Source organism: Trueperella sp. LYQ141, from assembly GCF_046599555.1.
Lineage (GTDB): Bacteria > Actinomycetota > Actinomycetes > Actinomycetales > Actinomycetaceae > Trueperella.
Genome location: NZ_JBKIWQ010000003.1, coordinates 154,684 through 177,624, shown reverse-complemented (window position 1 = coordinate 177,624; position 22,941 = coordinate 154,684). Strand labels below are relative to the sequence as shown.

13 protein-coding genes are annotated in these 22,941 nt (G+C 52.7%); 9 read left to right on the top strand and 4 right to left on the bottom strand.

Translation table 11 applies throughout. From position 1 onward, the window contains the following. The first annotated feature begins 436 nt into the window (after positions 1-436). From ACLHIJ_RS03725 to ACLHIJ_RS03695, 7 genes are all read left to right on the top strand, one after another. Entirely contained in the window at positions 437-6,082 is a 5,646-nt protein-coding gene (locus ACLHIJ_RS03725; RefSeq protein ID WP_411298496.1) for a hypothetical protein, read from the top strand. Between the two features lie 290 nt (positions 6,083-6,372). Next, positions 6,373-7,194 carry an ABC transporter permease gene (locus ACLHIJ_RS03720; protein WP_411296007.1) on the top strand — a complete coding sequence of 274 codons (822 nt, stop codon included), beginning with the start codon at positions 6,373-6,375 and terminating at the stop codon, positions 7,192-7,194. After that, positions 7,191-8,471, top strand: a complete 1,281-nt coding sequence (locus ACLHIJ_RS03715; protein ID WP_411298494.1) for an ABC transporter ATP-binding protein — start codon at positions 7,191-7,193, stop codon at positions 8,469-8,471. The genes ACLHIJ_RS03720 and ACLHIJ_RS03715 overlap by 4 nt, the downstream gene beginning before the upstream one ends. After that, the gene (locus ACLHIJ_RS03710; RefSeq protein WP_411296009.1) at positions 8,472-9,584 is read left to right on the top strand and encodes a hypothetical protein; all 1,113 of its coding nucleotides are present in this window, start codon (positions 8,472-8,474) and stop codon (positions 9,582-9,584) included. 2 nt (positions 9,585-9,586) lie between these two features. Then, on the top strand, positions 9,587-11,476 hold the full coding sequence (locus ACLHIJ_RS03705) for a rhamnan synthesis F family protein (protein ID WP_411298493.1): 1,890 nt from the start codon (positions 9,587-9,589) through the stop codon (positions 11,474-11,476). A gap of 130 nt (positions 11,477-11,606) precedes the next feature. After that, the gene (locus tag ACLHIJ_RS03700; RefSeq protein WP_411296011.1) at positions 11,607-12,656 is read left to right on the top strand and encodes an NAD-dependent epimerase/dehydratase family protein; all 1,050 of its coding nucleotides are present in this window, start codon (positions 11,607-11,609) and stop codon (positions 12,654-12,656) included. Continuing rightward, on the top strand, positions 12,657-14,258 hold the full coding sequence (locus ACLHIJ_RS03695) for an acyltransferase family protein (protein WP_411298492.1): 1,602 nt from the start codon (positions 12,657-12,659) through the stop codon (positions 14,256-14,258). It abuts the gene before it with no gap. A 344-nt stretch (positions 14,259-14,602) separates the two neighbouring features. On the opposite strand, the gene ACLHIJ_RS03690 is transcribed toward ACLHIJ_RS03695, so the two are convergent. The 4 genes from ACLHIJ_RS03690 to dcuC (ACLHIJ_RS03675) form a co-directional block, all read right to left on the bottom strand. Beyond that, positions 14,603-16,099: a ribokinase gene (locus ACLHIJ_RS03690; RefSeq protein WP_411298491.1), complete on the bottom strand. Its 1,497-nt coding sequence runs from the start codon at positions 16,097-16,099 to the stop codon at positions 14,603-14,605. A gap of 47 nt (positions 16,100-16,146) precedes the next feature. Further along, positions 16,147-17,097 carry a nucleoside hydrolase gene (locus ACLHIJ_RS03685; protein WP_411296014.1) on the bottom strand — a complete coding sequence of 317 codons (951 nt, stop codon included), beginning with the start codon at positions 17,095-17,097 and terminating at the stop codon, positions 16,147-16,149. A 35-nt stretch (positions 17,098-17,132) separates the two neighbouring features. Continuing rightward, positions 17,133-18,527, bottom strand: coding sequence for a C4-dicarboxylate transporter DcuC (gene dcuC, locus ACLHIJ_RS03680; protein ID WP_411298490.1), 1,395 nt, complete (start codon positions 18,525-18,527; stop codon positions 17,133-17,135). Positions 18,528-19,156: 629 nt separating this feature from the next. After that, complete coding sequence (dcuC, locus tag ACLHIJ_RS03675; protein ID WP_411296016.1) at positions 19,157-20,551, bottom strand: C4-dicarboxylate transporter DcuC; 1,395 nt, start codon at positions 20,549-20,551, stop codon at positions 19,157-19,159. A gap of 166 nt (positions 20,552-20,717) precedes the next feature. Between dcuC (ACLHIJ_RS03675) and ACLHIJ_RS03670 the strand changes: the two genes are divergently transcribed. Beyond that, positions 20,718-21,746 (top strand): LacI family DNA-binding transcriptional regulator, encoded by a 1,029-nt coding sequence (locus ACLHIJ_RS03670; RefSeq protein WP_411298489.1) that lies wholly within the window; start codon positions 20,718-20,720, stop codon positions 21,744-21,746. Between the two features lie 17 nt (positions 21,747-21,763). Beyond that, the gene (locus ACLHIJ_RS03665; RefSeq protein ID WP_411298488.1) at positions 21,764-22,891 is read left to right on the top strand and encodes a hypothetical protein; all 1,128 of its coding nucleotides are present in this window, start codon (positions 21,764-21,766) and stop codon (positions 22,889-22,891) included. The last annotated feature ends 50 nt before the right edge of the window (positions 22,892-22,941 follow it).

The following is a 22,941-nucleotide window of genomic DNA, read 5'->3' as shown; positions in this document are numbered from 1 at the left end:
CACCAACAAGCCAACACCACCATACCCACCTGGGGCGACGCAATCTGCTGGAACGAACTCCACCACACCACCCCATACCACAACACCTGGGACTAACCCACAAGCAACACATTTTGTCCTATAACCCTGTTTTAAGTTAGTAAAATTTTGCTATTAAATTAGTAAGGTTTTAGCAATTTAGTAGTAAGGTTTTGCCGCGGGTGAGTGTGGTGTAATCCTGGGTGAAAATGTTGATCCAACTTTTATTAGAGTCGTTAACATGCGATACTGGCTCCTAGGAAAAAGGGGAGGTTAGACGAAGCAGAGATTTTTGCTAGGTGAGCAATTTTTATGCATTGATCTTCTGCTACGTTGCCGTCGTATAGCTATGCCTCGTGGTAGCTGTTAAAGAGACGGTAATATTTCCCCAATCTTATGGTGAGTAGTAGGAGCAAGAATGCGTTGGATTTACTCCGGTAAGAAGGCTGCAGCTTTCTTACTTGCTTTAGCATTAGTTCTGGTAGGCATGGGTGCGTTCGGCGGCTTAGGTCGCGCTTTTGCAGCCGATCCTCTGCCGAATGGGCAAACCCCCTTTGAGCGGATTTATTCCGCGAAGATGAAGGGGAATATCAAGATCACAGGTAATACTCTGCGTATGCCAGATAGGCGTTACTACTCCGACGCTCTTATTGCCGCTTACGGCAAAGCGGGTATAGGCGCTAATGGCTCCAGTATGAACAACGATCTGTATATGGGGGAAGTGGATGCTGATAACGATCCCACTACTCGCAATTCCTCAGCCGCTGGTATCACAATCGCAGAAAATGCGAGTGTTGAAAAAGCATTCCTGATTTGGGGTGGTTCCAGCGCTCCTGGTGATCCAACGCGTACAAACGGGAGCCAGACGGGCAAGACTCCTCAGGAGCCGCCAAAAGCTGCCCCGGAGAACGAAGTAGTGGCTGGCCCCGTTGTCAAGTTTAAGACTCCGAAGATGAGTAGCTACATCAACGTTGCTCCAGTAAAGAGCTCACGGTTGACGAACTTTAAGAAGGATTACACCGCCTACGCCGATGTGACGAATTACGTCAAAGAAGCCGGTGCTGGCATGTATTGGGCTGGCGATCTTCCGCTTTCCACCGGATACGACGCATACGGCGGTTGGTCGCTGGTCGTGGTTTATGCTGATTCAGATCAACCGCGCAATGATTTGAACGTCTTTTTCGGGCAACGCTATACGGATAAAGATAATAGGGTCGCGATTAACCTTACGGGGTTAGTCACTCCGGTGGCCGGTACGGTTCACGCCAAATTGGGTACGGTGAGCTGGGAAGGCGATCAGCCGGGTAAAGGAGATTTCGCAACAGTTGGAAAGGAAGCCTCCCCAACGAATGCGCGGGTATATGACGAGCTGACGCCCGCTGATGATTTTGGTAATTCAGCCGTTACGTATGAAGGAAAGCTGATTACTGATCGCATCCCGAATTACAACAACAACCACGGTGTTGACGCCAAGGTCATTAACATTGACGGGAAACTGCACAATGGGCAGGATACCTTCGGTGTGTACATGTCATCTACCGGCGATATCTACTACCCAACTATCATTACAACCGAAGTTGAGCTTTATTCGCCGGATGTGCGAGTACAAAAAACAGTGGAGAACATCACCCGTCCCGGAGCGAAGATCGCGACGGAAGGCGATATTCTCGAGTACACCGTCGATATTAAGAACGTAGGTTATGATACGGCGACCTTAAATGTTGCAACAGATAACCTGCCCGGCACGGTTGAATATATCCCCGGAAGTATCGTCCACATGAACGGTGACGTTCGAGAACCACGAACGGATCAGCCTGCAGATGATGATTCCGAGTACGTAGCGGATAAACATCAATTGGTATTCCATATCGGCAATGGAGCAACCCCTGAAAATGGCGGCACTCTGGTTTACAACCAGGAAGTCATGTACAAATATCGCACTCAGCTCACTGCTAAGGGCGCAGGCCAAGCAATCGTGAATACCGTGCTGGTGGAATACTCCGGTTCGGATGGAGAAAAGACTTCCGGTGGTAGCTCGCATGATAAGAACGAGTTAAAGACCGAGCCACAAAAACCGGATTACACCCTGACGAAGACGGCGGATAAGCCGAAGAACTACAAGCTGACTGCCGGGGAAGTCGTCACCTACACCTTTACTTTGAAGAATATTGGCAATGTATCGCTAAGTGATATTACTCTGAACGATCCACTGCCGAATTTGGGTCCGATTACCTTTACGAATCCGGATCAGAAAGTACTAGCACCAGCCGGGCAGCCTAATGATGTGATGACTGCTACCGCTCAGTACACCATTACGCAAGATGATGTTGAGCGCGGGGTATTGGAAAATACAGTAACGGCTAACGCTAAAGAACCTAAGGGAAGTACCCTTACGCGCACCGCGTCAGTTTCTTTGCCAGCCGAACAGCAGCCGGAAATCGTTTTGACGAAGACCTCTGACCATGACGGTAAAGAGTCAACTCTGCGAGCTGGCGATACCGTGAACTACACCTTTACCTTGAAGAACACGGGTAACGTCACGGTCAAAGACATCGCAATTAAAGATCTGATGGAAGGCGTTAACGTCGGCAAACCCTCGGCGACCTCGCTCGCTCCAGGAAATACACTGACTGCTAGCGGCACATATCAGGTCACTCAGGCAGATGTCGATGCCGGTAAGATTACGAATAAGGCAATCGCCACTGGAAAAGATCCGAAGAATGGCGATATTAATTCTAATGAAGCGCCAAATAACATAACGATTAAACGGACGCCAGCTTTATCCTTGGAAAAGGTTTCCGATAAAGATGATGTCAAGGATTATGTTGCACGAGTAGGGACGCCAGTTACCTATACCTTTACAGTGACGAACACTGGAAATGTGACGGTCAAAGGAATTACCTTGACCGATCAGCTTCCAGATCTCACGCTCAGCGAGCTGTCCCGCAAGGATCTTGAGCCAGGGCAAAGCGCTACTGCCACTGGAACATATCTGCTGAAGCAGAGCGATATCGATGCGGGCACGCTGTTGAATACCGCTTCTGCTGCTGGTAAAAGCCCAGATGATGGGGATGTTCCGTCAAACAAGGCCAACAATACGCTGACCTTCAAGCAGAGTCCGTCTTATACCTTTGCTAAGACCAGCGATAAGCCAGATGATTACCGGATGAAGGCTGGCGATACGGTCACGTATTCCTTTACGGTGACGAATACCGGCAATGTCACCTTGCATGATGTTGCGGTGTCGGATCCATTGCCTGGCTTGTCTGAGGTGAAGGTGGATAAGCCGGTCCTGGCTCCCGGTGAGGTGGCAACGGCAACGGCAACCTACCAGATCACTCAGGATGATGTTAACCGCGGAGAGGTGGAGAACACTGCAACCTCGACGGCAACTTCTCCCGATGGGAATGTAACCAAGAAGCAAAGCAGTGTTACGCTCATTGCTGAGAGCAAGCCAAACTACACGTTTGTGAAGTCCTCGGATAAACCTGCTGACTATCGTCTCAAAGTTAATGACGTCATCACGTATTCATTTACCGTGACGAACACAGGTAACGTGACGTTGCACGATGTAACGATCACCGATCCGTTGCCAGATCTATCGCCAATACAAGTGGATAAGACGGTATTGCTTCCTGGGGAGGTCGCTACCGGCAAGGCGACGTATGTTGTTAAGCAAAGCGATATTGATTCCGGAAAACTCCGCAATATGGCAACCTCAACTGCGACGACTCCTGGCGGGGATAAGATCCGCAAAGATTCTGTCTTGCGTATTCCGGCAGAGCAGCGTCCGGAATACAGCTTCACGAAGGAAAGCGATAAGCCTGCTGATTACAAGTTGAAGATCGGTGATACGGTCACCTATACCTTCACGATTGTTAATACCGGCAATGTGACCTTGCACGACGTAGCAATTGATGACCCGATGTTTGCTGCCAATCCGGTGAAGCTGGAGAAAGATACTATCCAGCCATCAGAAAAGCTGACGGCAAAAGCAACGTATCAGATCACCCAGAAAGATATCGACGCGGGTAAGATCGAAAACACTGCGACGGCAACAGCTACTCCGCCAGTCGGTGACCCGATTAAGCAGGAAGATTCAGTTCTTCTTCTCGGTGAACAGACCTTGGATTACACCTTTGTAAAGTCCTCGGATAAGTTAAAGGATTATCTGTTAGCTGCTGGCGATACGGTCACGTACACCTTTACGGTGACGAATACGGGGAATGTGACGTTGCATGATGTTGCGGTGTCGGATCCATTGCCTGGCTTGTCTGAGGTGAAGGTGGATAAGCAGACCTTGGCTCCAGGTGATGTTGCGACGGCAACAGCGAAATACAAGGTGACGCAAGAGGATGTTGACCGTGGATTTGTGAAGAACACAGCCACATCGGTGGCGAAAGCTCCGAACGGTGACATTATCTCCCGTAAGAGTTCGGTAAAGCTTGCTGGCGACCCGAAGCCCAAATATGACTTTGTAAAGTCCTCAGATAAGGGCGACGGGTATCAGCTCCAGGTGGGGGATACGATTACGTATTCCTTTACGGTGACGAATACGGGGAATGTGACGTTGCATGATGTTGCGGTGTCGGATCCGATGAAGGGCTTGTCTGAGGTGAAGGTGGATAAGGCCATCTTGGCTCCGGGTGATGTTGCGACGGCAACAGCGAAATACAAGGTGACGCAAGAGGATATTGACCGAGGCAATGTAGTTAATACGGCGTCGGCTTCAGGTACTCCGCCGCAGGTGGGTGATAATCCGCCGACTCCAATCAAGAAGACGTCAACTGTGTCTGTTCCTGCGGAACATAGGCCAGGTATCACGTTAGTTAAAACGGCTGATAAGAAGACCTTAGTTGCTGGAGAGACGATCACCTATTCGTTTGAAGCGACGAATACGGGGAATGTGACGTTGCATGATGTTGCCTTGTCTGATCCGATGGAAGGGTTGACCTTTACGAAGACATTGGATCCGACGGTGCTAGCCCCTGGAGCTAAGGCATCAGCGACAGCTACCTACCAGGTCAAGCAAGAGGATGTTGACCGTGGATTTGTGAAGAACACGGCGACGGTATCGGGTATGCCTCCTCAGGTGGGCGATACCCCGCCAGTGGCAGTGTCTGCTTCCGGGTCAGCGTCGGTTCCTTCGGAGCAGAAGCCGGATTATACGTTTGTGAAGTCGTCGGATAAGCCGGATGGGTATCAGCTCCAGGTGGGGGATACGATTACGTATTCCTTTACGGTGACGAATACGGGGAATGTGACGTTGCATGATGTTGCGGTGTCGGATCCGATGAAGGGCTTGTCTGAGGTGAAGGTGGATAAGGCCATCTTGGCTCCGGGTGAGGTGGCTAAGGCGTCGGCGACGTATACGGTGACTCAGGCTGATGTGGATGCGGGTAAGGTGGAGAATACTGCTACCTCGTCTGCGACTCCGCCGCAGGTGGGTGATAATCCGCCGACTCCTATTACGAAGACGTCTACGGTGACGGTTCCTTCGGAGCAGAAGCCGGGCATTTCCGTGGTGAAGACGGCAGATAAGCAATCAGCCAACGCAGGAGACGTTGTTACCTACACGTTCACCATCCGTAATGATGGCAACGTCACCTTGAGCGACATTGCGGTAACTGATGGCCTGGCTGGTCTTTCCGCTATCACATACGAAAAGACGAAGCTTGCTCCGGGTGAGACGATGACTGCGACGGCGACCTACCAGGTCACGGAGGCGGATGCGAATAAGGGAACGGTTGAAAATACGGCAACCGCTACCGGCACGACGCCGGATGGCGCAACGGTAACCTCGAGCCCCTCGACGGTCACTGTTCAGGTCAATCCGCTTCCGCCAACGCCTACTCCGCCAACCCCGCCGACTCCTCCGGCGCCACCAGCTCAGCCTGATATTCCGGCCAAGCCAGTTGCGCCAAATCAGCCGGTATCACCGAGCGAGCCTGGATCCTTGCCGTGGACGGGAGCGAGCGTCTTCTTCGAGACAGTTGCTGCGATCTTCGCCGTCGCTTTGGGAGCAGCAGCGTTGATCTTCCGACGCAAGCGCGGGAATCGGTAGGCGATAGCTAAATAGCGAAAATCGCATTGCGACAGTGGGAGATGAGTTCAGCAGATGAATTCATCTCCCACTTCGTATAGGCCACCCATTTCTGCTAAGCGAGGTGTATATGAAAGCCAGTGTTGTTTTAGCGCCGACGCCCGTCTGTGCAAAACAAAAACAGATATAACACGTAGGAGCCGTATCGTCAGTGCCAACATAGCTGGAATCACTCAAGTACGATCCTCAGCTATATGGCGGAATAGCGTAAGCTATTAGCGGCAGATACTCAAAAACAGAGAGGATCGAGGATGCGTGCTATCGAGGAGTTACGCGGTTCGCGCGAACTGATAGCCAACCTTACCTTGCGTGAGTTAAAAGGCAAATATAAGCGCACCTTACTCGGGCAGCTATGGTCATTAGCGAACCCGTTGGCGCAAATGCTTATTTATACCGCTGTCTTTGCGTTTGTGATGCGGGTTCAACCCGACCCAGGTAATCCATCTGGATTAGACCTATTTGCCTTATGGCTTATGTGCGGGCTACTTCCGTGGAGCTTCTTTACAAATGTTGTAAATGGTGGCATGGGAGCCTTGACGGGTAATGAGAACCTCATTAAAAAGGTGTATTTCCCGCGAGTAGTGTTGATCTATTCGACGACGCTCAGCTTTTTGTACTCGTGGATGATTGAAATGATCGTCCTACTGGCAGCAATCATTATCTTTGGCGGGCACCCCCTATTCTTTGTGCCGATTGTTATTCTGGTGATGCTCTTTTTGGCATGTTTTTCCACTGGTATCGCGCTACTTTTCTCCATCGGTAACGTCTATTTCCGCGATATTCAACATTTCAGCGGTATTCTCTTTCAGATTTGGTTCTATGCCACGCCTATCGTCTATCCGGCTCGGCTGCTATTTGACCAAGCGGCTTCCCATAACTGGCATTGGCTGACGGTTGTGTATTCTGCAAATCCTCTCTACCAATTCGGGGAAGTATTCCGTAATCTCATGTATGACAATAGATTGCCAGGCTGGGAGAATGTTGCCTACATTATCGGGGTTTCGCTGGTTACGTTGATCGTGGGATATTGGGTATTCAAACGTCATGAAGATCGACTGGCGGAGGCACTATGACCAGCAGAGATAACAGCTCGGTTGCCATTTCTGTGCAGAATGTGTCGAAGAAGTTTCGTGTTTATCACGAGCGCAATAACAGCTTAAAATCGGCGATTATGCGCGGTAAGCGTGCGCGCTACGAGGATTTTTTAGCCTTATCGGGCGTCACATTAGACGTTAAGCAAGGTGAAACCTTTGCCATTATTGGTGACAACGGTTGCGGTAAATCCACGCTTTTGAAATGCATGGCGCGGATTTTGAAACCTGACGAAGGAAAGATTCAGGCACATGGGCGCCTAGCTGCCCTGCTGGAAGTCGGATCAGGCTTTCATCCGGAACTGAGCGGCCGTGACAACATCTTCCTCAATGGCTCGATCTTAGGAATGAGCCGCGCGGAGATTGCGCGAAATTTCGATGAAATCGTTGATTTCGCTGGGGTTGGGCATTTTATTGACGAACCCGTGAAGAACTACTCCTCAGGAATGTACGTCCGGTTAGGCTTTTCGGTTGCGGTTCACGTCGATCCAGAGATCTTGCTAGTTGATGAAGTTCTCGCCGTCGGCGATGCGGCATTCCAGCGCAAATGCCAAGCAAAATTTGCTGAGTTCAAACGGGACGGTCGGACGGTTATCGTGGTAGCTCATTCTGCAGCAACGTTGCGCCAGATGTGTGACCGCGCGGTGTTACTCGATCACGGGAAGATCTTGGAGCTGGGGGGAGCTAACGAAGTCCTCGACATCTATGAAGAGCGCACGGCTGAAAAGGTTGAACGCGACGTATTCGGCGTGCAACGGCACGGTTCGGGTGATATTCAGATAACAGGGCTGGAAGTGCTTGATGATAGTGGCCAATGTATCGGTCAGGTAGGTGACGAGGGCGGTCAGATCGACGTAGCAGCCGGGCAACGGATTACGCTCCGGATGTATTTCCATGCTAAAGATCCGGTTTCTCACCCACAGTTCGCTATGGCTATCGACACGGATTACGGCTTGAGATTATGGGGCGGAGATACCCGATTTGAGCCTAAGCTGCCGCAGGTTGTGCATGGCAAAGGAATGATTGAGCTGGCTGTCGATCTCCCGATTCGGACGGGGAAATACGTCGTGCATGGCTCGGTACTCGATCAAAGCACCGCTCATAACTTCGATTTTCTGCGCAATATGTGCTGTTTAGAGGTGACTACGGATCTACCGCATTTTGCCGCCGGACCCGTGCATCTCAGCGAAGAATGGGATTTGCGGGGGAGCTGTTCCCCGCAAGATTTAGTGCCTAACGGTTTTGCTAAGGGGAAGTAAATGCGCGTCACTCTCATCTCTGACCCAATGGCTCAGCGAATGCCAGGGCGTTCGCCATATTACGAGGCCTTGAAAACGAAGTTAGCTACACAGGTTGATTTATCTGCAAAAGTTATGGCGGCTCCGTGGGCGCGCACAGCAGAGACGCAAAGCATCGTGCATAACGTCGGGCTGAGTGTGGTGCGCTCCGTGCGACGCCACATCTTAACGATTGACGATCTAGGTTATCGCGCGCCACGTCGGCTCAATAATGGTGACGTTCGCTTGCAGCGGCTCTTTCAACTGCGAGAAGCTCGTCTGCGCGGAGATATTGTCGTTGTTCCCTCGGAATATGGGCGCACAGATCTGAAATCTATGGATTTTCGTTCGCGTAATATTCGCGTGATTCCGCCAGGGCCACCGAACTGGGCGAGTCCGGCTGCGCAGCGGTGGCTTAAACAAACACAACAGCAGCAATTAGCTCCACATCAGAATCCGGCTGTCGTTGCACACAGCGCAAGCGGTATTCAGCGGCTTACCCGATGGAATGTGCTGAATCGTCATGCGCCTCAGCCTAAGCGTGAACTACCGGCGGCCCCATATATTGTGGTTTTTGCTAACCGTGGCAAATGGTCGAATCTGTTAATGGCAATGGAGGGGCTGAATTATGCTGCTCCAGACATCCCGCATCATGTTGTTGTCGTCGGGGATCGGGTGTATGCGGCAGCGCAATATCGGGAATACCTGCAGGTACTGCCGAACCTTAAGAACCGTACCCAGTTCTGGGAGCAGAATGAGCCCATTGAGATGGCACGGTTGATTGCTCATGCCGATGCCGCAGTTGCTACAAATATCTTTGATTTGGGTTGCTCGAACGTCATTGGATGCTTACATCTGGGGACCAGCGTGGTGATTCCGGCCAGCTCGTCTGCTGAAGATTTCGTCACTTCAGGGCCGGCGAGCGTCACCGTGGATCCGACTGCTGCTGTGGGTATTGAAGCCGGCATATTGGAATTACTGGCACGTGATCCGCAAGAACGTCGTGCCAACGCGCTAGCACAAGCTAAAAACTATTCCTGGGATAAGACGGCCCAAGAATATGTGTCGCTCTACAACGAGATCGGGAAGGCATAAATATGGCGACTAAGCGAGGCGTAATTTACTTGTTCTTCGATCCGGAGGGGATTGTTGATGAGTTTGTTACCTATAAATTCGAGCAGCTACGCCCGTTCGTTGACCATATCTTGGTCATGTCGAACTGCCCGTTAAAGGAAACCGAAAAAGCCAAGCTCGAACGTGTTGTAGATGAGGTTGTCGTTCGCCCGAATGAAGGATTTGACGTCGGAGGATACATTGACGGTCTTACCCATTTAGGCTGGGATAAGGTCGTTGAATTCGACGAGCTTATCTTTATGAATTACACCTTCTTTGGGCCGCTGCAGCCCTTTAGTGAGTTGTTTGCCCGTACGGAAGCTCTTGATGTTGATTTCTGGGGATTGACGGATCACTCGGAGGTGAAGCCACACCCGATTGCTGGGCGTTTAATTTTGCCGCGGCATATCCAATCGCATTGGATCGCAGTACGAAATCGACTGTTGCGTTCCGAGGCTTTCCGTCGGTACTGGGATGACATGCCGGAAATTACCTCGTATGACGAGTCGGTGCTATTGCATGAGTCGCGATTTACTCAGCATTTCGCAGCCCGAGGATACCGCTATGAGGTACTGTGGCCCTCCCACGCCTATGCCTCTGAGAACGCGGTGTTGGAGGATGCCCCGCAGATGGTTCGCGACGGCTGCACGATCGTCAAACGTCGGACTTTCTTTAACGATCCGCTGTATATGGACCGCCACGCATTATTGGGGCGCAAACTTATGGAAGCAATCAGGGAATCTTCTGACTATCCCGTAGAGCTTATCTGGAAGAACCTGACGCGCACCTGCAAGCCACGTGATTTAGTTATGAATTTGGAACTGACGGAGGTACTGCCAGACGAGCCGCTTGCGGGGGCGGTGGAGGCTGCCAAACAGTTGCGTGTTGCCGCATTGGCGCATGTGTTTTATCCGGAAATGCTTGACGAGATTCTCGATCAAGTAGAGCTGCTACCTGACGGGTGGGAGCTATTTATTACGACGCCTACCGAGGAAAAGGTAGCAGAAATTAAACAGCGGCTCAGCGCGCGCGGGCACAGCGCCTATGTGCGTAAGATCGAATCAAATCGTGGGCGGGATATTTCGGCCTTCTTACTCGGCTGCCAAGATGTTCTAACCAGCGGAGAATTCGATCTCGTGCTGAAGATTCACTCGAAGCTCTCCCCACAAGATGGTCCCAACGTGGGTGGGCTATTCAAAGCTCATTTATTCGATAACCTATTGGGCACTCGCGGGCATGCAGCTAACGTATTGCAGCTCTTCGTCGATCATCCCAATCTAGGGATCGTCATTCCACCTATGCCGCATATTGGGTATCCGACGATGGGGCATGCGTGGTTTGAAAACCGAGAACCGGCACGTAAATTGATGAAAAAGATGGGCTTGAGCGTACCATTTGACGCCACTACGCCTATCGCCTCTTATGGCTCGATGTTTATCGCCCGCCCAGAACTACTGCGACCGCTGATTGATTTGAAACTGGACTGGGAGGATTTCCCAGGAGAGGGCGAATACAGTGATGGTTCGCTGGCACATGTGATTGAGCGCTTGTTCGTGTATGTGTGTTTGGCGCAAGGTCATCACGTGCGCCAGGTGTTGAACCCGTGGCATGCTGGGGTAAATTACTCGAATTTGGAATACAAACTTCAGGCAGTACACAGCTATCTTCCGGCGCGCACAAACGAAGCAGTGAATCTATTGAAGATCAAGCGCTTCTTACTGCGTTATGACTGGTTCAAAGATAAGCACCCACGGTTGACTAAAGTCTTAAAGCCGGTGGTTAAACAAGCGCGGATCTCGGTATTCCGAGCGCGCAGCTACTACGTCCGGTACCAGCGTTCGCGCGGTGGCGGCAGCAGCCGGAAGGACTCGTAAAAATCAGGAGGAGTGCCATCGCCGAGGCGAGTGCCCTCTGTGAGACTCGTCGAACTGGCAGCAGATCACCGAAAGAATCTGTTGTAGCGATAGAATGACTGTCAAGTTTATATATGAGGAGTTAAAAGACATGACTAGCTGTTTGATTACTGGTGGCGCCGGATTTATTGGCTGCGCCATCTCTGCGCAACTTGCCGATCACTTTGATGACGTTGTCGCAATGGATAACCTGCTCCCGCAGGTTCACGCCGAGGCCAAGCGCCCGGAGGCCCTGGATGAGCGGGTGGAATTACTGATCGCAGATGTGACGAAGCCAGAGGATTGGGATACCGTGCTCACTCGGATCCGCCCCGACGTCATTGTGCATTTAGCCGCAGAAACAGGAACTGGTCAGTCTTTGCGGGAGGCCTCACGCCATGCCCTAGTTAACGTGGTCGGCACGACGATGATGACGGACGCACTCGTTCGCCATGATATTTTGCCGCAGAAGATCGTATTGACCTCGTCGCGAGCAGTATATGGCGAAGGCCTGTGGGAGGACGCTAATGGCAATCGTTCCTATCCTGGCGGGCGCACACATGCCATGTTAGAAGCGGGGCAGTGGGATTTCGATCAGATGCATCCGCTGCCGCAGAACTCTGCTGCAGTTAAACCTGATCCGTCGAACGTCTATGCCTCAACCAAGCTCTGCCAAGAGAATCTATTGCGTTCCTGGTGTGGCTCAATGAAGGTCGAGTTCGTTAGCTTCCGCCTGCAAAACGTCTATGGCGCTGGCCAGTCGTTGACGAATCCATATACGGGTATCGTTTCGCTGTTCTGCCGCTTGGCTAAGGCCGGAGAATCTATTCCGGTTTACGAGGACGGCGATATTGTGCGTGATTTCGTTTATATTGACGATGTTGCCTCCGCAATCGTTGCCGGAACGCTCCATTCGGAGACGAACGAGCATCCATACGATATTGGTCTGGGTGAACGCACGACGATCAAGCAGATTGCCCAGGCGATTGCGGCGCGTTATGGTGCGCCAGAGCCGCGCGTGACGGGGCAGTATCGCGATGGTGATGTGCGCGCCGCCTGGGCAGACATCACCGAAGCCCGTCAGGCCCTGAACTGGGAGCCGCAAATCAGCGTCGCTGATGGTGTTGAGCGTTTGTGTACCTGGATTGACGAGCAAATCTAGATGGGAGAGCATCGCGGTCAGCCGGCGCATGCGTCGCGCATTGTGGTCGATAATGCGCCGGCTGAAAAGGCAGACCCATCAGAGCATTGTGCTACTTCTGATCAGTTAGTCAGCGCGGAAAAGGAGGCAGTTATTCACACGACACCTGAGGAGGCTTCGACGGCTACGCCAGCGGTTACCCCGCGCCCGAAAGGTCCATATAACCGGCCGCAGATGTTGAGTGAGTGTTTCCAGCCAACGCATAACTCAATCGGATTTCTGCGTTGGCTCATGGCGTTTATGGTCATTTTCTCGCATGCCGGGCCAATCGCCGGACTGTGGGGAGGAAAGGATCTGGGGGCAGATTTTTCTAATGGGCAGCAGTCTTTAGGTGGCGTTGCAGTAGCTGGCTTTTTCTTTTTCTCGGGTTTCCTCATTACCCGTTCGCGGATGGGGCGCTCGACAATCTGGCGTTATATGTGGCGGCGGTTCCTCCGTATCTTCCCCGCATTTTTTGTTGCCCTGCTCCTGACGGTATTTATCCTGGCTCCGATCGCTTGGATGAGTTTAGGGCACTCTTTCTCCTCGTATTTCTCGGTGCGAGGTCCGGAGTCACCGTGGACGTATGTGCTGAACAATATGGATCTGAGCCTGCGCCAACGGCCAATCGCTGGGATGGGCGATACCTTGCCGCTCTACCATGAACTTGGCGCACGTGATTGGAACGGCTCAGCGTGGACGCTTCGCTATGAGTTCATCTGCTATATCCTGGTGGCGCTCGTCGGGCTCATCGGAGCGCTGTCCGTCCGAGCGGCTGGTGGAATCATCGTATTCGGTATTCTCGTCCTGAACTTTTTACAGTGGACGTACGGCTTGGCAGCATTCAATAACTTCGGGCTGTTCAACGACGTATTCCTCTTGATGTTCTTCGCGCCCTTTGCCGTCGGTATGTTTGTTCAGCTTTTTGCAGATCGAATTCCTATTGATGATCGCCTGGCTCTCGGCTCAGGAGCTATCGCTTTAGGGACGTATGCGACGTGGGGATGGAACATCATCGGGGTCGTGTTCTTTGGATATTTCCTGATGTGGTTAGCTGTGCGTTTGCCGTTGACGAACTGGGAGAAGTACGGCGATTTTTCCTATGGCGTTTATATTTTCGCCTGGCCGGTTATGACGTTCTTGACCTTCTTCGGGGTGCACCGCCATCAGCTCCTCTACCTCCTCATCGTCATCGTCACGGTTCATATCCTGGCCTACCTGTCGTGGCATTTGATTGAGAAGCCAGCAATGAGCCTCAAATCGTGGACTCCTAAATGGATGCGATGGCTGTTGGCACGTTCTAAGCCGACGTATGAGCGGGTATGCCAGATGCTTATTGATCCGCGGTATTCCTCAACACGATGGGCATATCAGCGGGTGTACCATCCGTCGGCGGATCAGACTCGGGCAACGGTTCTGGAGTCGCGGCGAACGGGTGGTTCCCTGCGTCCAGTTCACCTTGATACGCCCAAGAACGGGCGCACCTTGTGGGTGATTGCGCGTTATCTTCCCTTGGCGCTGCTGACTGTTGTTGTTATTGCAGTGACGGTTATGGGGATATTAGTACGTCACGGCGTGTTATAACGCGTGATCGTTTCTGGCTTGGATAACGCTAAGGCGTTGTGATTGCTGCGTTATCCAAGCCAAATGGGGTGCTGGCAAGTATCATGGTTTTCTTGCCAGCACTCCATTTTATTAATAAAAAACAGCACACCCATCGTAGATGGTGTGCCAATGAGAAGAGCAGGAAGAAGCAACGTCCTGTGAGAATGCGCCGATCTGATTGCGAGAGGCTGCGAGGATTGGAAAGTGAGGGAGCAGGCACGGAAATGTCTCCTTGGCTTGATCGCGTTGCTCACTTAAGCGCCTCGCTGGCTCAAGCGTGCAAGCAGTTTAGACCTAGTAGAGGTGTGTACGCGTACCCCTTATCAGTTTTCCTGATTACGCAGGGCAGTGAGCTGCTCACATGAATGCGCATAAGAGGCCTGTGCGCCTAGGGCTTGGCAGGCATAGGCGCCACTGGCTGCCCCGATAGCAGTGGCCTGCGCAAGGCAATACCCGCTAGCTAGTGCGGCCGCAAGCGCTCCGACGAAGGCATCCCCAGCTCCAGTAGTGTCAACAACGTGAACCTGCGGCGAACCAATCAATCCTGAGCCCTGCGCGTCGGCATAACTCGCACCCTGCTTGCCAAGGGTGACAACGACTGAAGAAATCCCACTTGCATAGAGTGCCTGAGCTAGCTCGTGATCTGCCAGTTCATCAGCTACCACTTCGCCGTTCGCTACCGCCCTTTTGACGCTGGCGCACTCAGGGATAGCGCTACCACAGACAGCTATCTCGTCGGGGATTCCCTGAAGATCTGGGGATACTGCTGCCATATCTGGAGACATCTCAGTTGGCGAACTAGCTAGATTGGGCGTCAGATTCTGCGCGTCTGTTACCAGAGAAGGGCACGTTATGGGATCGGCTAGCCTCGCATGAGGATCAGCTAGCCTCGTGATAGGAGCAGGAAGTTCACCCGAATGGTCTGGGTGTTCCGTCCTCACCAATTCCGTATTGAGGGCTGCTAACAGATCGCGAGCCTCATATTCATTGACGATAAGGGGATCAGCACGCAAAATCGTCTCACGTGCAACCGGAACCACAGGCGCCAGATTGACAATCAACCTGCCACGAACGACCTGAGCGAGCCAATTGATTGTTTGCGCAGGGATTTCGCCCTGGGTTACCACTACCTCGGCAGCGTCAATTACGCTTCGGCACTGCGTCAGGCGTTCGGGAATTACCTCAGCATTAGCGCCCCGCACCACAACGATAGAGTTTTCGCCGCTATTGCTGACGGTGACGTAGGCAGAACCAGTGGGGGATTCGGTGGTTATGACGTGCTGCAAATCAACATGGCGTTTTTCCAGCTCCGCAGTGACGAAGCGTCCATTATCGTCAGCTCCGATAGCGCCAATCATGATAGCGGGCGTGCCCATTATGCCAGCAGCAACCGCTTGATTAGCCCCTTTACCACCGGAATTCCGTTGGGAGTTATGCGCTAGGACGGTTTCTCCGGGAGTGGGATGTTCGCTCACCTGCAAGGTGATATCACAATTAATTGAACCGACGACCACCACTGACCGATGTGGTATCGGGGTAGGTGAGGTCATCGAGGTGGGAGCAGCTAGCGTGCTGAGCCGCCTCGATGTGGAAGAACACGGCGGTGTATCAAGGGCCGCCCCTGCGCAGGGGAGCGCAGAAGAATCCGCTGCTCCGGTTCCAGCCGGTTCTAGATGATCTGCCGATGCGGGGGCAGCTCCTGCGGGCGTTACCGTCGGGGATATGACCTCACTATCGGGCGGGCAATGATCCAGGCAATGATCCGGGCAATGACTATCCGCCGAAATATGCGGCCTGTATGACGATGCCGTATTGTCCATAGCTCGTTCCCTGTACTCCCGTGGTTATATCCGTTGCCGTTCGGCAGTTAATCCTTGACCTTAGTCAAGGCACATATCACCAAATCAACGAGACGATCTGCGAGAACCTCTCCGTCTGCCCGCATAGCAACATGCGCATTGGCAGTGGTGATCCGCTTCGGACGGAATTCGCAGAACGTTGCCCCGCGCCCGATCCCGCGATTTAACTCAACACTGAGGACACCATGTTTGAACTCGTAGAATTCAGGGAAAATAAGCCATCCGGCCGCCGTCGGGTCATGTAACGCCATTGGCTGTGGCGTATGGGGATCCCGAATCCGCAAATACTTTTCCAAGCAATCCGCAACACATTGTGCGAATTCGCTGCCCACATTGCGGATACGGTCGGAATGTTCCGGAGTGATAAGCACTTGGTTCGTCACATTTAAGCCGAACATGCGCAACGGGACTCCAGTACGAATGACGGTATCGAGCGCTTCGGGATCAGCAAACGTATTGAATTCGGCGGCGCAGGTATGGTTGCCGAAACCATAGGATCCACCCATAAAAACGATCTCCCCGATACGCTGAAACACCTCGGGATCCATAATGGCGGCGACGGCTACATTCGTCATCGGGCCGGTAGCAAGCACAGTGATTTCGCCAGATTCATGCTCACTGAGTGTGCGCAATAAGGCGTTAACCGCGTGTTCTAGTTGCGCAGTGCGGGTGCGAGGCGCCGGAAGTGGACGGTTGATCGTGCCCATCCCTGCCTCACCCAGCAGGCTCTCGATAGTGCATGGCTCTTGTGCCATCGGTTTGGCGCAACCTGCATAGACGGGCGCGTCAATGTGGAAGTTCTCGACGGTTGACAGGGTGTTAGAGGTCGTCCACTGCAGGCTGGTATTGCCGACGACGGTTGAGATACCAACAATATCTATTTCTTCGGCTGCAGATAGCGCGGCAATGGCGAACAGATCGTCGAATCCGGTGTCGCAGTCAATCCATATCTTTTGCATGAGATTTCGTCTTTCTTTTTAGAAGTATTCGGTGGTTATGGACCGACGATAATCCAGGTCAAGATCATCGACATGACGATGCCAGCAATCATCGGAACAGATGTGCGGGCGATGAGGCGGGCAGGAGATTCCTTAACTGTGGAACATACGATAAGCACGACGGCTGCCACGGGCGAGCAGGCTCGGGCCAGGTTGCCCACGAATTGCAATGGCAGGGTGAGTAGCGCACCGTTGATCCCCACTCCGCTTGCCACTTTCGGGGCGATTTCCACCAGGGAATAGAACGGGGCAATACCGCCCGTGAGCAGCGCCAATAGCAACATAATGCCGGAGAATGCGAGGAAGAGAATCCAGGCTGCTCCGTCAAGCTGGGAGATGGAGTGTGAGAGGGCGTCAATGATTCCGAGTTGGACGATCCCCTCTACCAGTACATTTGCGGCGATAACTAGCGCAACGACAACGCCGAAGCCAGTGCCCATGCCTTTGAAGAACACCATAAGGTCGTTCAACGGATCAATTAGTGAGCGTTTGCGGATCATCTCTGTGATCAGGGCAAGCAAGATGGAGATGAGGGTGACAGGAATCAGGTTGGCGGTAATTCCTACTTTCATAACGAATCCCAATCCGAACGGGATCAGAATGAACAGTAGTGGCAGCATGGGGAAGATGGCGTACCACATGGGGGTTCCGGCGTGTTCGTCAGATTTCTCGTCGGTTAATATGACGCTTGATCCGGTGTTGGTAGCCGATGTGACCATCTTGGCGTCCATGTATTTTTGCCAGAAGTAGTGGACGACGCCGATAAAAATAAGGGTGGGGATGGAGACGGAGGCATGCATTGAGAAGACGTATTCGTCCAGTGGGATGCCTAGCCGTTCGGAGGCGATGACGTTATCTGCCCCTAGTGGCGTGGGGATGATGGTGGCGGTGGTGGCGATGATGGCAGCCACCGTTAGTGGGGTCAGACCCGCGCCAACAAGTGCCGGGAATAGCGTTGCCATGAGGAGGACGGCAAGGGATGAGGCCGAGGGCACTGCCAACGACATAAGGTTGCCAACCCAGAATGTGAGGGGGACGAGAAGATATTTCATCTTCATGCGCAGCAGCGGGCGGGTAAGGAACTCAACGACTTTTGCGTTCGCGCCGATATGTGTCATGTATGCGGAGAATCCAAAGAGGACCATAATAATGAGGCCGACGCCGGATACGGTTTTTGCGAAAATCTCAGTGATATAACCGAACTGGTTTAAGAAAACGTTGCCGGCGTCTTTGACTTCGTATTTTCCGGTGCCGGTATGCCCTAGGAGTGGGGCGATCATTAAAATGACGAAGCCGCCCATGAACAAAGCGATAGTTGCGTTGACTTTCTTCATGATGAGCACGCCGGCGATTGCGATAGCGAGGACCACGACGAGGGATTCGATTATCACTGCTGCTCTCCTTTGAACAGTCGGTATATAGGTGGAGCAGTGCTGAGTGAGTTCAGGTACTGCTCTTAGGGGCAACCATACAAGAGGGATAATCCGTGGTCAACACGTGTTGACTATCTGGAATACTCTGTTGCTGTGCTGTTTTGATGGTGAGGAAAGAGGGAAGAACGTAGGTAAGAAAGAAGGGAGATACTTCGTGGGTATCAAGGCAGCGGGCTGGTGAACGACCATTCGGCAGGCGAAAATCATTATCCTTGCAACGTCGCCTTATTAGGGTATCCGCACCCGTACATGTTCCCGCTTCTTATGAGCCAGTTGTGCTAGATTTTTCGTCGCACCTGTGCCACTTTTACGTCCTGCTATGGGTGTGCCCGGTATCTGCTGGTGTGGATTGTGCTGCGCGATGCTCCACAGATGCAGCACATAATGCCCTGCGCCTAGGTTAGATAGCGGGAATATCGTCGGTTCGAGGCCGGTACGCTGGGAATACTGTTTGCATTAATGCAGTGGCTATGGTGCTCTGGTTGGCACGCACTTAGGCACGGCATTGAGACGGCGTTTAGTTGCTACCATGCGGGCCAACCCCTCCAGGCGGCATACATATATTCCGGAAATAAGCAGTGGCGCTCTTATGGTCCGACGATAATCCAGGTGAGAGCCATTGATACGACAATGCCAACAGCCATCGGAACGATCGTTCGGGCGATCAGGCGCGTAGGGGATTCCTTTACTGAAGAACAAACAATCAAGATGACCGCCGCCACCGGCGAGCAGGATCGAGCCAGGCATCCGGTGAGCTGCAATGGCAAGGTGAGCAGCGCGCCGTTGATCCCGACGTGGGCAGCAACCTGAGGAGCCACCTCCACTAGGGAATAGAAGGGGCCAATGCCGCCGGTGAGAACGGTAAGGAGGATCATGATTCCAGAGAATGCGAGGAAGAGGATCCAGGCTGCTCCGTCAAGCTGAGAGATGGAGTGCGAAAGGGAGTCGATAATGCCGAGCTGGACGATCCCTTCTACCAGCACATTTGCGGCAATAGCGAGGGCGACGACAACGCTGAAGCCGCGCCCCATTCCGTTAAAGAATGCTGTGAGATCCGATAGCGGGGCAGTGATTGACCGTGTGCGGATTGCTTCTGCAAGCAAGGTAAGCAATATGGAAATCAGGGTGACGGGAATAATGTCCATCTTGAAGCCAATTGTCATGACGTAGCTCAGCGCAAAAGGAATCAAGATGAGAAGCAGAGGAAGTAGCGGGAAGATCGCGTACCACATCGGAAGATCGTCATGTGTAGCTTCCGCGGATTCCTCGGCGGTGACGATAGATGCAGCGGCGGGCGTAGCGTCATCGAGTTTTCCGTCTAGGTATTTTTGCCAGAAATAATGGACGATTCCGATGACAAATAAGGTCGGAATTGATACTGAAGCGTGCAAGGAAAAGACGTATTCGTCAAGCGGAATACCTAGACGATCTGCGGCAACCACATTATTCGCCGCAAGTGGTGTAGGCATGATAGTGGCGGTGGTGGCAATGACTCCAGCGACGGTCAGCGGAGTCAACCCAGCACCCACGAGGGCAGGGAAGAAGGTCGCCATCAGTAGTACCGCAAGTGAAGAAGCGGAAGGAACAGCGAGCGACATAATGTTCCCAACCCAAAACATCAGCGGAACAAGCAGGTATTTGCGTTTCATACGCAGCAGTGGGCGGCTAAGAAGCTGAATCACTTTCGTATTCGCCCCGATGTGGGTCATATACACCGAGAAGCCGAACAGCACCATAATGATAAGCCCGACGCCGGAGGTCGTCTCGGCAAAGATTGCGGTGATATAGCCGAACTGATTGAGGAATACATTGCCAGCGTCGGCGACCTTGTATTTGCCCATGCTGGTATGCCCTAATAAGGGGGCAACCATGAGGAGAAGAACGCCGCCGATAAATAAGGCAATAGTGGCGTTGACTTTCTTTGAAATGAGTATGCCGACGATAATGATGGCAACGACCGCAGCAAGTGATTCAAGTACCACTACAGTGTTCCTCCGAGTGGGGGCGTGGGAAAGGGAAACCCGCCAGTGCTGAGGGTTTCCGCTATGGCTAACTAACAGTACGGGCAAATAGGCAATGCGGGCAAATGAATGGCCATACATCTAGGTGTAATACGTATCTCCTATCTGTGATATGTACACTTAGCCCATGGCAGTTACCCGTGCAGATGTTGCCCGACGAGCTGGCGTATCGCCGGCCGTCGTGAGCTATGTCCTCAATCCGGGAATGCGCCCTGTTTCCGCTGAAACTCGCCAACGGGTACTGGCGGCTATTGAAGAATTAGGGTATCGCCCTAATGCCATCGCGCAGTCGCTGCGGCGGGGGCCAACTCGCACGCTCGGCCTGCTCCTGCCAGATCACGCAAATCCATTTTTTAGTGAGTTGGCAGCCGCTATTGAGGATCGGGCCTTTGAGCGCGGTTATGTGCTCCTCGTCGGATCTACCTCAGAAGATCCGCAGCGGGAGATGACGTACCTCAATAAATTTCTCGATCGGCAAGTTGATGGGCTTATCCTCATCGTGTCGCAGGATGAGACGTGCCTGGCCGCGCAGCAAAGTGCCACTCCGGTTGTGGCCTTAGATCGTTTCCCGCCAGCCGCCGATATTTCCTCCATCCAAACGGACGGGAAGCGGGGAGCGGAAGAAGCGATTACTCATCTAGCTGATTTAGGGCATCGCCATATCGGGATTATTTCTGGTCCGGAGGGTTTACCTGTCGCGATGGAGCGCCTGCAGATGTGGCGGGCGGCTGCTGCTACCCGCCCCGAAATTGAATGTCGCGCTCAGTGTGCTGCTCCCTATACCCGTGAGGGAGGATATGTGGCGATGGGGGAGTTACTCAAGAGCGAGGTGACGGCGGTTGTTACTGCTTGTGACGTTCATGCGGTCGGAGCGTTGAGTGCTATTCGCGATATGGGATTAGCTGTTCCAGAGGATATATCGCTTATCAGTTATGACGGGACGGGGATTGCACGCTACACCCTTCCGCCGTTAACCGTCGTCAGCCAACCTATTGAGTTGATGGGGCAGCGCGCAGTAGATCGGCTTATTGCTCAGATCGCAGGTGAAGTCCACGAGGATATTCATGAGTATCTTGAACCGCATTTCGATGTGCGCTCATCAACGGGACCATTGCGCGAGTCGGGTCATGCTGTGGGAGAAGCGGGGCGTCGCTGATTGGAGAAAATATGTATATGCTGAGTTCTCTTATTAACGGAGTCGCGCAAGGATTCGTTCGCAAGGCTCACGATAAGCGACGGTCGAAAAATAATCCCTATGATCCGGTAGTGAAAAAGCCGGCCCTTGCTGTGGCTTTCGTGGGTGTGTTACTACTGTTGGTTTCTGTTTTAGTGGTAATGGGGGCCTGGCAGGATCGGCAGCATGGAGGGGTCGCTATGGCCCTCGCCATCGGTGTGCCACTCGTCGGGGTGTGCGTAGCGCTAATTCTCATAGGGACCTCATTACATTCTGGTGTTGATGATGCGAGGATATGGCTGTTTCTTGGGCGAATATGGCGTCGGGAAGTCTATTTCGAGCAGGTGGACGCCATTAAATACGTCGGTCAAACTGGCTGGGTAAGAGTATCTGCGAATGGTATTAGCCAAACGGTGACGTCTCAATCCGAGGGTGCGGCTTTGGTTTATATACGGATTCTGGAAGAACTGCAGTATCGGCGTATTGTGATTAACGGTATCTCGGTTCAGGACGTGCGGTGGGAAGATGAAGCCCACATGCTTCGGAAATACTTATTGACCTATGTGTTTATTGCGCATCGCGTATATCTTGAATCTCATCCACAGACGCGGCTGGCACTGGCAAACTTGTTACGGACTCCGGTTGAATACTCGCGGCGGGAATTTTTGGAGAACTATTCGCGTCCGATCGAGAGCGCGAATTCGGTAGTGGCTGATACGGGGAACATCGTCCAGCATGATCCGGCATACGGGGTTGGCATATCTGAGGGTTCGATCCCAATACGCCATAGCTTTAATGCGGAGACCCCGTTTATGCCTACGAATAAAACTCGGTGGCGTCCTGAGGGGGATTCCGGAGGTTGGGGTGGGCGAGTTCGCCATCCTGGGCGCGATGCCAAGCCACGTAGGGGTCTAAAACTATTCTTTTTGGGGCTATTTTTTCCGGCTGCTGCTTTTCTTGTGGATGTCGCCCTGGTGGGGATATTCGAGAATGCCGAATATTCGACCTATCACACGGTAGAGACGGTGGCGGCGGTGGTGTTCGTCGCCTCGCTTCTTGTGTGTTTGTGCTGTTGGGTTGCGGCTATAGTAAGTGCTGTGCGCCGGAAAGAACCTCCGACACTATAAGCGCGCATTGTGAGGATTCCAGCAGGTTGGGTGTAATGCCTTGCGCGCAT